The organism is Bathymodiolus japonicus methanotrophic gill symbiont, assembly GCF_019721995.1.
GTDB lineage: Bacteria > Pseudomonadota > Gammaproteobacteria > Methylococcales > Methylomonadaceae > Methyloprofundus.
Map to the genome: position 1 here is coordinate 1 of NZ_BLYC01000084.1, position 9,048 is coordinate 9,048.

Here is a 9,048-nt window from a genome sequence, read left to right on the forward strand (position 1 = left end):
ATTGAACGTAAAAACTTGAATTTTAGAGCATGGATAAAACGATTAACTCGTCGAACAATCTGCTTCTCTAAGTTAGAGAAAATGCATGATATTGTGATTGGTCTGTTAATAAATAAGGTGGAATTTGGCAGGGATATTCATGCAAAAACACAGATTTAACCCACTACCCAAAAATGAATATTAATATCATGATAGATAGCATCAGTAATCCATTTCTTACTACAACGCTCACCCCCCCTTAATCGCCATACAGTCATGATCACGGTGTAACAATGCCTCATGATCATGCTTTAGTAAGTGAGAGCTCGACTTTAACGCTTCAAATCTTCTCACTGTATGCGTGGCATTCAAATGCTCTTTATCGCGCTCCTGAATGAGTTTTAAGCTTATTTCTTGCTGCTTAGCTAACGCACGTTCAATAATTCGCTTTTTAGCGTCTAAGGGGTGTGTTTTTTCTTGTAGCTCTTCAATAATACTAGCCGTATCAGGATCATTAAAAACCATCAGTGTTCCCATTGAAAGAAGAAGTACCTAAACAAAGCAGCCTATAACCTACCTGAAGGTAGCAACACTCGAATATTTCCATCTTTTTGATTTTAATCACTTATAACAGCAAATAGACACTCTGTAGCCACCGTAAAGAAACAACAAATAATTTCAAATAAAGCTTGCAATTGCCGAAAAAAATTTTCTAAAAATTTCCGTTTTAATCACCTTATAAACGGATATCACCCATGCTTAAAGACCTACCACTCTCTGAACATATTCACCAACACTGCAATGAAAGTATGGAACGTGCCCTGTTAGCAGAGCGTCATCCTTTGTGGGCTCGTTCATGCCCAGAGTTGAAGGATATCGACTTTATTCGGCTTGGGTTATTACGCTGTATCAGTGTAGTCGATAGTGGTCGCCATTTCCTCCAAACCAATGAACAGATTTATGGCCAGCTGCTTCCCCCGCTGAAAATCATGGAAACGTAGCTTAGCGAAGTGGTGATTTTTAGTCCCTGATAGGCGACAGGGCAATTCGCTGATTCGACGTGTGCTAGCAGCACGCGAGAGGAGCAAGAATTGCATTCCGAATAGCCGTCCAGCCAGTGAGGTAGTAATGACGAAGCGGCTTTTGTGCGTAGTCGTTGCGGACGCAGGGCGTTCAGGGCATCTCCCATCCGCTGCGTAGGTGAACGAATTATGGCGACAGGAGTCCCGGAATTTCGTGAGGTAGCATGGCGCGCCTGACTCAACGTATTTTAAATCACTGAAGTCGCATAGACGAACAAGTATGCTTGAGGCATTTGAACAGCAGAGCTATCATCTTCACTCTGAAACACTGCTATCGCAAGGCATTGATTATCTTAAAGCATTCCCGGAACTTGACGAATACACCATAGAAGCAGCGGATGGACATTTTATTGATCATGCCTGCCATCGCTATCAGCCCCGGACGGGCTGATAGTCTCCAGAAGGCGCAGGGAAATTTGCCAATCCGAAGTGCGCGATAGCGCGCGAGGGAGGCTAAAATTTTATCCCGAATAGCCGTAGAGCCATTTGTGGTAGCCATGACTGAGCTGCTTTGTGCTCACAGTCTGTGGCGGACGCAGGGCGGCTGGAGCATCTCCTATTCGCTGCGTAGGTGAACGAATTACGGCGACAGGAGTCCAGGAATTTCGTGAGGTAGCATGGCGCGCCTGACTGAAAAAAACAGCAATTTGAGTTATTATTTTTCAAATAAGGCGAAAACTATCCTGACACGGGGGGAGGCTTCTGCTATTTTATTCTGTGAAGTTCCCTTTTTTAATTCAATTTCTATATAATATCTTTCTTCAGGACATAGGTGTGTATAGCTCATTTGTAGCCTCTGTAAATTGTTTGGTAGCTGTTTACTTTACACCTATGTCTTGTCTTAATTCAACAGGTGTTAGTCTAGCCAATACTTGCAGAGGGTTATGCACTTATTATACGAATTCAGGATTGATAAAACACAGACCTGGCACCGCTTGGTTTTGAATGGACGAAAAAAATAGCCCTAAGCCATATGTTTGCTTTCCTGATTTAGTGACAACGACTTCGTCCCCAATAAGAACCCAGGTGCCCAAACACTTTTCACTTATATGGCTCTTAATCAATAACCAGCGTAATTCAGCCCATTGAGCTGTTTTTCCTCGAAACGCTGAACAGTACGGTAACTACCGCCTCTTTCAGTCGACCTGGAAATGCCTAGCATCGTGACACGTCCAGTCATTGATAGCGTCGATTCTATGATTAAACTTAAGTGTTTCAGTTTTTTGGTAGATAAGCTTGGACTTAAGGCTTCAAGTATTGCTATGATGTTCGAACATGGTCATATTTTGGTAAGTGCTGTGGTGACCTAGTATTTTACCGACCTCTGGCCATCCTTAGTTTTTTCTCTCCCTTATTTTGGCGAAGGTATTGATAACTTGCTCTTGCAATGGATGAAGAATTAATTTCTTTATGACTTGGTAACGAGTCAATTAAGAACCCGTTTGCGACAGAACCGATTAACTTCCTCGCTTTAAATAGAATATCGAAAAAGGATAAAATTACACATGTATTTAAACAAAATAAAGAAACTAGGGATGGCTATTTCCATAGCACTTTTAACCACTCACGCGGTGGCGGAAGTAGTGCCCTCGGAAGCCCTTGAAGAGGGCTATACCTTGTATTACCCGTGTGTCGAGAGTGAAGATATCACAAGTATATTAGTCGTTAATAGGCATTCAACCTTTATCGACTGGGCTTTAGATAAAGCATACCACAGAAATGGTAATACAGCTTGTGAGCTCATCGCGATTGTTGAGGAGGATCATCCAGAGGGGTGGGATTCCACAAACCTTGACTTACAGAGTATGATGGTTGATATTGAAAAGCACGCAACAGCTTATGATATCCCGGTGGTGGTTACGAAGATAACGGATCCCGAGACAGGGAGCTTTTTGAAGAAAAAAGACACTATCAAAAGCATTCACTATTCTGTATACCGGGAGGTGTGGAATTTAGGATATGATGCGGGACACAAAAAGGGGTATGAAAAAGGATTCCACGATGGGTATCTAACCGGATTTGATAATGGGTATGAACAAGGTTTCGTGCCTGATTATTAAGTGCGTGTTTTAAAAGTCCCATGAAGGTTCTGTCGCATAAATCCCCCTTCCCGACGTTATCTGCTATCATAATTCTCAATTTCAATAAAAGGTGGCTCATATGCTCAGCTTCAAAGGCACTCACTTTCCAAAAGATGTCATTCTTTATGCTGTTTTCTTTTATGTCAGGTATGGCGTTTCGTATCGCGACCTTGAAGAAATTATGGAAGAAAGAGGTGTTGAAGTGGATCATGCTACGCTCAATCGTTGGGTTATCCGTTATTCTCCTGCCATTGCTGTAAACGCTAAATCTCAGAAACGAGAAACCAATAAATCGTGGCGCATGGATGAAACGTATATCAAAGTGAAGGGTCAGTGGACCTATTTATACCGAGCTGTTGATAGTCGCGGGGATACGCTTGATTTCATGCTTTCTGAGCGCCGTGATGAAGAGGCTGCAACCGCATTTTTTAAACAAACGATTAACAATAATGGATTTCCTGATAAGGTCGTTATGGATAAAAGTGGCGCTAACTATGCAGGATTAGCCAATATTAACCTCTTGTTAATCCTCGCTGGGTTTGCCACTATGATTGACATATTACAAGTTAAATATTTGAATAACATCATCGAACAGGATCATCGCTTTATCAAAAAAGTAACAAAACCGATGATGTGCTTTAAAGCGTTTCACTCCGCCCAAGCAACAATTGATGGAATTGAAACGGCACATATGATCCGAGAGGGGCAATTATCTGAGGAAAGTATTCCTGCTTATAAGCAGTTTATAGCTTTAGCAGGATAGTTATGCCTGAAGACCAGGAGGTCTGTGCTTTTGATAATTATTGCGACAGAACCAGCAATAAAGCGTGCGGTGTTTTTCAAGATAGTTTTCGCCTAAATTATTTAAGCCGCTTCATCAGTCCTGTCAGGATTTAATGAAACTGGCCCTGTAGCATCCCAGTTTCTGGTTGAGCCAGACCATCTGGAAGGTTTTTCTTTTTTCTTCTGGAGATATAATTTATCTCGCATTTTGCCGAGCGCGAATGTATAAAAAAATGCGTAGCCATTTTGTATATACATTCGCATAGCTCGCAAATTCTGCCAGCTTCAAGACTTCAAAAACGCCAAGAAATAACCCGCAAGCCTCACACTGGTTTTAATGGTTCTTGTGAGCTTCGTAATAAGAACGCAAAACCGCGTTAATATGGCTTTGATAGCCCTTTCCTTGAGATTTTAGCCAATCCAATACATCTGCATCTAGGCGAATAGATACCGCTTTTTTTACGGGCGTTATTTTCATTTCCACGGTGCGTAAAAATTCCGCGTCAAATTCAGCTATTTCTGAATAATCTATTTCTTTATCTGCCATTGCATCAAGTCGTTTTAAGTCGCTCTTTATAGGTTTTTTGTTCACGGTTATTCGCCTTCCTCATTGAGATAATTCTAGTTTTATTCCCGCGTGGAGTATGGGCTATGACTACGGTTCTATTTTCTAACAATCCAAAAGTTATAAAGCGCGGTTCGCCATAATCTTGCCTTGTATCTTCAAAAGTAACGCATTGCCCTAAAAAAACTTTTTCTGCATCTGAAAAATCTAGCCCTCTTTCCGATAGGTTCTTATTGTTTTTTTCTTCGTTCCATTCATACATGGCTAGCCCCTTAGCTGTATATACAACTGTACATACATACGAATTCTAAATCAAGCCTTAAATACTTTTAATTTTAATCTTGATTTATTGGTAACTACTCAGCCGCTGAAAATCATGGAAACGGAGCTTAGCGAAGTGGTGATTTTTAGTCCCTGATAGGCGACAGGGCAATTCGCTGATTCGACGTGTGCTAGCAGCACGCGAGAGGAGCAAGAATTGCATTCCGAATAGCCGTCCAGCCAGTGAGGTAGTAATGACGAAGCTGCTTTTGTGCGTAGTCGTTGCGGACGCAGGGCGTTCAGGGCATCTCCCATCCGCTGCGTAGGTGAACGAATTATGGCGACAGGAGTCCAGGAATTTCGTGAGGTAGCATGGCGCGCCTGTTAAGCAATAGGGGTTCTGTCGCAATAATTATCAAAAGCACAGACCTCCTGGTCTTCAGGCATAACTATCCTGCTAAAGCCATAAACTGCTTATAAGCAGGAATATTTTCCTCAGACAATTGCCCCTTTCGGATGATATGTGCCGTTTCAATTCCATCAATTGTTGCTTGGGCGGAGTGAAACGCTTTAAAGCCCATCATCGGTTTTGTTATTTTTTTGATAAAGCGATGATCCTGTTCGATGATGTTATTCAAATATTTAACTTGTAATATGTCAATCATAGTGGCAAACCCAGCGAGGATTAACAAGAGGTTAATATTGGCTAATCCTGCATAGTTAGCGCCACTTTTATCCATAACGACCTTATCAGGAAAGCCATTATTGTTAATTGTTTGTTTGAGAAAAGCGGTTGCAGCCTCTTCATCACGGTGCTCAGAAAGCATGCAATCAAGCGTATCTCCGTGACTATCAACAGCTCGGTATAAATAGGTCCACTGCCCCTTCACTTTGATATACGTTTCATCCATGCGCCACGATTTATTGGTTCCTCGTTTCTGAGATTTAGCTTTCACAGCAATGGCAGGAGAATAACGGATAACCCAACGATTGAGCGTATTTCTTCCATAATTTCTTCAAGGTCGCGATACGAAACGCCATACCGGACATAAAAGAAAACAGCATAAAGAATGACATCTTTTGGAAAGTGAGTGCCTTTGAAGCTGAGCATATGATCCACCTTTTATTGAAATTGAGAATTATGATAGCGAAAGGCAGTCGCGCTATGTCTTTGCGAAAGCTTGTTTCTGGGCATCCCAGCCCAGCAAGCAGCAAAAACTTAACGCGACCACTTATGCCTCCGGCGGCCCCGATTCGTCCTCGTCACCTCGTCCCGACCCAACAAGCGGGTCGGAACATAGGCTCCAAACTGACTTGACGCCGTGTCGGATGGCCTTTTATTCTTGTCTCCACCTTCGCTAACGCTCAGACTCCGACAAAAGCAACTGCCCTACGGCTATCGCGGACTAAAAATCACCACTTCGCTAAGCTACGTTTCCATGATCTTCAGCGTCGGGAGGGGGATTTATGCGACAGAACCATAAAAATGGTGTGGCTAGGAAAAGCAGACCTAGTGGCGTATACAGGCGTTTTATCACAAAAATACACCCTTATAACCCTTGAGGTGTGTGTCGCCCCACATGGCTCTTTACGTGGCTAGATCGCAACGAATGGCAAAGAGTTTGCAGGTTACAGTTGTTAACACATGCCTTTGATAATTCAATCATGCTATGACCTCCTTTTGAATGGTTCGTTTACGGTTCATTGGTTCGACCTGAAACAAATTAAAGTAAGATAGTATGAAAGTATGATCATACCTTCATACTATTCCGCTTCTATTTCTTTTCCTTCGATTTTCTCAAGGGCTGCTTTAACGGTAAAATATAATGCTCTTGATAGGTTATTAACATTACTAGGCGGCGTTTTAAAAGGCTCTATATCACTTTCTCGTAATCGTTTAACGGCTGCCACTTTCTTAATTTTTCCGATAATCTTCCCCTCTGGAAGCTTAGAAAAATATTCCCTAAAGTCGCGTAAATGTTCATTTTCATTACTTGATACCATATTCATAATGAACCTTACATTTTTAGCCCCGTACTCTTCTAGTTGTTGCATATGTTTTATTGCCATGTCCACGCCTTCGGGGTCTGGGATAACAGGCATTAAAACAAGATCAACGCTTTCCGCTATCCATTTATCAAACTTGGGGCGATTACCACCGCTATCAACAATGCAAAAACCATCACTATTAATGGCTGCACCCATTAGAGTAGATAGGGTTTCTGGTTGTCTTGCATCATAATACATATAAGGCCGCCCATTAACCTCTATAGGCTCTCTGTCGTCTGTGTGCATTAAATAAGCAGGGGTATTCTTCCATGCTGCGCCTAACGCTAAAAGATGGGCTATAGAAGTTTTCCCTACTCCGCCCTTAGTTCCAACTATTACTATACCTTTCATACTTTCGCGCTCCTGTCTCTTTGAATGATATATCTTAGGGCTTCGCTTGCGCTAACAACTTTCCCAACCTCTTGCGCCATTATCACGGCTTGAGCATTGATATAGTCAATATCCCTTTGCTGTAGAGAAAAGGTTTTTTTCGCTGCCTTTTGCCCCTTGTCACTCTCGGCCTGTGCTGTCTGTGTAAAAGCATCATCAGGCGTTAGCCCGTCTAAACTTTTTATGTCTGGTTTTTTCATTGCCTCACCTTTCAATATACGAAAGTATGAAGGTACGATACTACTTTCATACTTTATGAAAGTTATAGTATACATGTTGTTTATGGCATATCAATACACATAATATGAAAGTATGAATAAGAAAATAATCCTATTTTTTTGTAGTGCAGGCGCGCCATGCTACCTCACGAAATTCCGGGACTCCTGTCGCTTATCAGGGGCTAAAAATCACCACTTCGCTAAGCTCCGTTTCCATGATTTTCAGCGGGCGCTTAGGGCCAACAGTATCATTAAAGTATTGTTCTGCTGGGTGAAGGTAAGAGTTTGATGGCAATGGGATGGAAAAACTTGAACATCGAGTAACAGTTGTAATTTTTAATTAGTATAGATAAATGACCATGTGAAACTAGGATTCACTAGTTTCATTAAAAATATAGAGGATGAGAAGATGGCATATTACAAAGAACACGCTTTTATTTTTATACCTGCATTACTGTTGGTATTTGGTACAGCTTATGCGTTATCAGGTTGGGGCAATAAACCTGAGATACCAGTAAGTGAGACTATGCAACCACGGACTGCTGAGGTTGTCAGAGAAACCTTTACTGATTATGTTCCAGAGGTGCCTAGCAAACCAAAGGTGTATGTGGAGATTGATCATGAAGAGTTAGACTTAAATGATCCATTAGCAAGTCCCTCTTTTGATACGATGGAGGAGGGGGTTTCAATAGTTTCATATAAAGACCAACCAATACCTCAACTATTTAAAGATCTGACAAAGAAGGCTATTGAAGAGATTGCAGAGCGAGGATACGCATCAGCTGAGGAAGCAGATGTACGTACGATTTCTAAAGACCTTGAGCCTAGACTTAAACATCTGATGTTATCTTATGACGAAGCCGCTAACCAACTGGTTAAAGAACCCGCAAACTTAGAGGGTACGCCATTTGATGATGGGGAACTACTTGGCGCACACACTGGAGGCTCTAATCATGACGGAAAATGGACGAATATATCCCGTTTTTATAAATTCGATGATTTGGGAGTAGTGAAACTGAGTGAAGTTGATTATATTACGAGTAGAGGTCGCATACAAATGACTCAGGAGTTAATTAATGAGGATGTTAACGGTAGACCTGCGATATACAGAGTTAATGTGAGTAATTCAGGGGCAGCTGTATCTTTAGTCTTTTGGGCAACGGATTCAAAAGAGTACGTACTGTATGCTGAGAAAAACGGGGCTAAGGATGAGAGGGGTGAAACAGAGACTCCTAGAATTGGCACGATCTATCCCAGCGGATTAAAGCACACAGGCGGGTTCTGTCGCAAAAGATACGTATTTGTGTAAACCTGGTTATGAACCTGTTTTTTTTCTTCGCCCAGGGGGTAAGTAACTTTTTTATCGTATCTGTAATCTTCTATCTTGGGCGCGCCTGATGTTTTTACAATTGAATCCGAGTACTCTAAAAAGGATAACTCACAGTACACATGGCGCGCCAGCTCTTCGCTAAGGCGTTTTATATCGCTTTTAAGGCGCTTTAACAGCTACCCCCTATCCATACATACCCGTTAAAGGTTTTTGTGGGTCTTTAAGGGGCTTACATGCCCCCCAATAAGCGATTGACTAATTTGGGTGTGTGGTATGTGGTTTGTTATAGCTGTTACAGAAAACAAAGATT

Annotated in this window: 18 protein-coding genes and 1 pseudogene; 8 read left to right on the top strand and 11 right to left on the bottom strand. The window is 41.8% G+C overall.

Going from position 1 to position 9,048, the window contains the following annotated elements; genetic code table 11:
* A partial coding sequence (locus K6984_RS29320) for an IS1 family transposase (protein ID WP_221898532.1) occupies window positions 1-159 on the top strand: 159 nt, incomplete at its 5' end.
* Between the two features lie 69 nt (window positions 160-228).
* Here the strand turns inward: K6984_RS29320 and K6984_RS29325 are convergent.
* A complete protein-coding gene (locus tag K6984_RS29325; RefSeq protein WP_221898519.1) occupies window positions 229-516 on the bottom strand; it encodes a hypothetical protein in 288 nt (95 codons plus the stop codon).
* 218 nt (window positions 517-734) lie between these two features.
* Here K6984_RS29325 and K6984_RS29330 point away from each other — a divergent pair, with 218 nt between their 5' ends.
* A complete protein-coding gene (locus tag K6984_RS29330; RefSeq protein ID WP_221898520.1) occupies window positions 735-980 on the top strand; it encodes a hypothetical protein in 246 nt (81 codons plus the stop codon).
* Here K6984_RS29330 and K6984_RS29335 read toward each other — a convergent pair.
* The 3 genes from K6984_RS29335 to K6984_RS29345 all read right to left on the bottom strand — a co-directional run bounded on the left by K6984_RS29335 (window position 938) and on the right by K6984_RS29345 (window position 1,848).
* A complete protein-coding gene (locus tag K6984_RS29335) occupies window positions 938-1,168 on the bottom strand; it encodes a hypothetical protein (protein WP_221898521.1) in 231 nt (76 codons plus the stop codon). The two genes, K6984_RS29330 and K6984_RS29335, sit on opposite strands and share 43 nt — an antisense overlap.
* Window positions 1,169-1,332: 164 nt before the next feature.
* Entirely contained in the window at window positions 1,333-1,560 is a 228-nt protein-coding gene (locus tag K6984_RS29340) for a hypothetical protein (RefSeq protein WP_221898522.1), read from the bottom strand.
* A 156-nt stretch (window positions 1,561-1,716) separates the two neighbouring features.
* Window positions 1,717-1,848 (bottom strand): helix-turn-helix domain-containing protein, encoded by a 132-nt coding sequence (locus tag K6984_RS29345; RefSeq protein ID WP_221898523.1) that lies wholly within the window; start codon window positions 1,846-1,848, stop codon window positions 1,717-1,719.
* Window positions 1,849-2,566: 718 nt separating this feature from the next.
* On the opposite strand from K6984_RS29345, the gene K6984_RS29350 reads away from it, so the two are divergent.
* Both K6984_RS29350 and K6984_RS29355 read left to right on the top strand, forming a co-directional pair.
* A complete protein-coding gene (locus K6984_RS29350) occupies window positions 2,567-3,121 on the top strand; it encodes a Yae1 family protein (RefSeq protein ID WP_221898524.1) in 555 nt (184 codons plus the stop codon).
* Window positions 3,122-3,221: 100 nt separating this feature from the next.
* Window positions 3,222-3,905 (top strand): IS6 family transposase, encoded by a 684-nt coding sequence (locus K6984_RS29355; protein WP_221898525.1) that lies wholly within the window; start codon window positions 3,222-3,224, stop codon window positions 3,903-3,905.
* Between the two features lie 101 nt (window positions 3,906-4,006).
* Here K6984_RS29355 and K6984_RS35465 read toward each other — a convergent pair whose 3' ends face one another.
* From K6984_RS35465 to K6984_RS29375, 5 genes and pseudogenes are all read right to left on the bottom strand, one after another.
* Window positions 4,007-4,132 (bottom strand): hypothetical protein, encoded by a 126-nt coding sequence (locus tag K6984_RS35465; protein WP_263458920.1) that lies wholly within the window; start codon window positions 4,130-4,132, stop codon window positions 4,007-4,009.
* A 127-nt stretch (window positions 4,133-4,259) separates the two neighbouring features.
* Window positions 4,260-4,472 (bottom strand): BrnA antitoxin family protein, encoded by a 213-nt coding sequence (locus K6984_RS29360; RefSeq protein ID WP_221897892.1) that lies wholly within the window; start codon window positions 4,470-4,472, stop codon window positions 4,260-4,262.
* Between the two features lie 4 nt (window positions 4,473-4,476).
* Window positions 4,477-4,752 (bottom strand): BrnT family toxin, encoded by a 276-nt coding sequence (locus K6984_RS29365; protein WP_221898526.1) that lies wholly within the window; start codon window positions 4,750-4,752, stop codon window positions 4,477-4,479.
* Between the two features lie 98 nt (window positions 4,753-4,850).
* Window positions 4,851-5,066 carry a hypothetical protein gene (locus K6984_RS29370; RefSeq protein WP_147773958.1) on the bottom strand — a complete coding sequence of 72 codons (216 nt, stop codon included), beginning with the start codon at window positions 5,064-5,066 and terminating at the stop codon, window positions 4,851-4,853.
* Window positions 5,067-5,200: 134 nt separating this feature from the next.
* Window positions 5,201-5,862, bottom strand: a pseudogene (locus tag K6984_RS29375) (IS6 family transposase).
* Window positions 5,863-5,922: 60 nt separating this feature from the next.
* Between K6984_RS29375 and K6984_RS29380 the strand changes: the two are divergent.
* Both K6984_RS29380 and K6984_RS29385 read left to right on the top strand, forming a co-directional pair.
* Complete coding sequence (locus tag K6984_RS29380; protein WP_221898527.1) at window positions 5,923-6,069, top strand: hypothetical protein; 147 nt, start codon at window positions 5,923-5,925, stop codon at window positions 6,067-6,069.
* 25 nt (window positions 6,070-6,094) lie between these two features.
* Window positions 6,095-6,235, top strand: a complete 141-nt coding sequence (locus K6984_RS29385; RefSeq protein ID WP_221898528.1) for a hypothetical protein — start codon at window positions 6,095-6,097, stop codon at window positions 6,233-6,235.
* Window positions 6,236-6,515: 280 nt separating this feature from the next.
* On the opposite strand, the gene K6984_RS29390 is transcribed toward K6984_RS29385, so the two are convergent.
* Both K6984_RS29390 and K6984_RS29395 read right to left on the bottom strand, forming a co-directional pair.
* Entirely contained in the window at window positions 6,516-7,151 is a 636-nt protein-coding gene (locus K6984_RS29390; protein WP_221898529.1) for a P-loop NTPase family protein, read from the bottom strand.
* Complete coding sequence (locus K6984_RS29395; RefSeq protein WP_221897617.1) at window positions 7,148-7,390, bottom strand: hypothetical protein; 243 nt, start codon at window positions 7,388-7,390, stop codon at window positions 7,148-7,150. The genes K6984_RS29390 and K6984_RS29395 overlap by 4 nt, the downstream gene beginning before the upstream one ends.
* Window positions 7,391-7,533: 143 nt before the next feature.
* Here K6984_RS29395 and K6984_RS29400 point away from each other — a divergent pair, with 143 nt between their 5' ends.
* Window positions 7,534-7,683 (top strand): hypothetical protein, encoded by a 150-nt coding sequence (locus K6984_RS29400; RefSeq protein ID WP_221898530.1) that lies wholly within the window; start codon window positions 7,534-7,536, stop codon window positions 7,681-7,683.
* A gap of 134 nt (window positions 7,684-7,817) precedes the next feature.
* Complete coding sequence (locus tag K6984_RS29405) at window positions 7,818-8,717, top strand: hypothetical protein (protein ID WP_221898531.1); 900 nt, start codon at window positions 7,818-7,820, stop codon at window positions 8,715-8,717.
* Window positions 8,718-9,048: the final 331 nt, after the last annotated feature.

What these genes read in the sequence shown, in the direction of transcription:
- K6984_RS29325 (WP_221898519.1), bottom strand. Translation starts at nt 516, where the DNA reads ATGGGAACACTGATGGTTTTTAATGATCCTGATACGGCTAGTATTATT.
- K6984_RS29330 (WP_221898520.1), top strand. Translation starts at nt 735, where the DNA reads ATGCTTAAAGACCTACCACTCTCTGAACATATTCACCAACACTGCAAT.
- K6984_RS29335 (WP_221898521.1), bottom strand. Translation starts at nt 1,168, where the DNA reads ATGGGAGATGCCCTGAACGCCCTGCGTCCGCAACGACTACGCACAAAA.
- K6984_RS29340 (WP_221898522.1), bottom strand. Translation starts at nt 1,560, where the DNA reads ATGGCTACCACAAATGGCTCTACGGCTATTCGGGATAAAATTTTAGCC.
- K6984_RS29345 (WP_221898523.1), bottom strand. Translation starts at nt 1,848, where the DNA reads ATGAGCTATACACACCTATGTCCTGAAGAAAGATATTATATAGAAATT.
- K6984_RS29350 (WP_221898524.1), top strand. Translation starts at nt 2,567, where the DNA reads ATGTATTTAAACAAAATAAAGAAACTAGGGATGGCTATTTCCATAGCA.
- K6984_RS29355 (WP_221898525.1), top strand. Translation starts at nt 3,222, where the DNA reads ATGCTCAGCTTCAAAGGCACTCACTTTCCAAAAGATGTCATTCTTTAT.
- K6984_RS35465 (WP_263458920.1), bottom strand. Translation starts at nt 4,132, where the DNA reads ATGCGAGATAAATTATATCTCCAGAAGAAAAAAGAAAAACCTTCCAGA.
- K6984_RS29360 (WP_221897892.1), bottom strand. Translation starts at nt 4,472, where the DNA reads ATGGCAGATAAAGAAATAGATTATTCAGAAATAGCTGAATTTGACGCG.
- K6984_RS29365 (WP_221898526.1), bottom strand. Translation starts at nt 4,752, where the DNA reads ATGTATGAATGGAACGAAGAAAAAAACAATAAGAACCTATCGGAAAGA.
- K6984_RS29370 (WP_147773958.1), bottom strand. Translation starts at nt 5,066, where the DNA reads ATGGGAGATGCCCTGAACGCCCTGCGTCCGCAACGACTACGCACAAAA.
- K6984_RS29390 (WP_221898529.1), bottom strand. Translation starts at nt 7,151, where the DNA reads ATGAAAGGTATAGTAATAGTTGGAACTAAGGGCGGAGTAGGGAAAACT.
- K6984_RS29395 (WP_221897617.1), bottom strand. Translation starts at nt 7,390, where the DNA reads ATGAAAAAACCAGACATAAAAAGTTTAGACGGGCTAACGCCTGATGAT.
- K6984_RS29405 (WP_221898531.1), top strand. Translation starts at nt 7,818, where the DNA reads ATGGCATATTACAAAGAACACGCTTTTATTTTTATACCTGCATTACTG.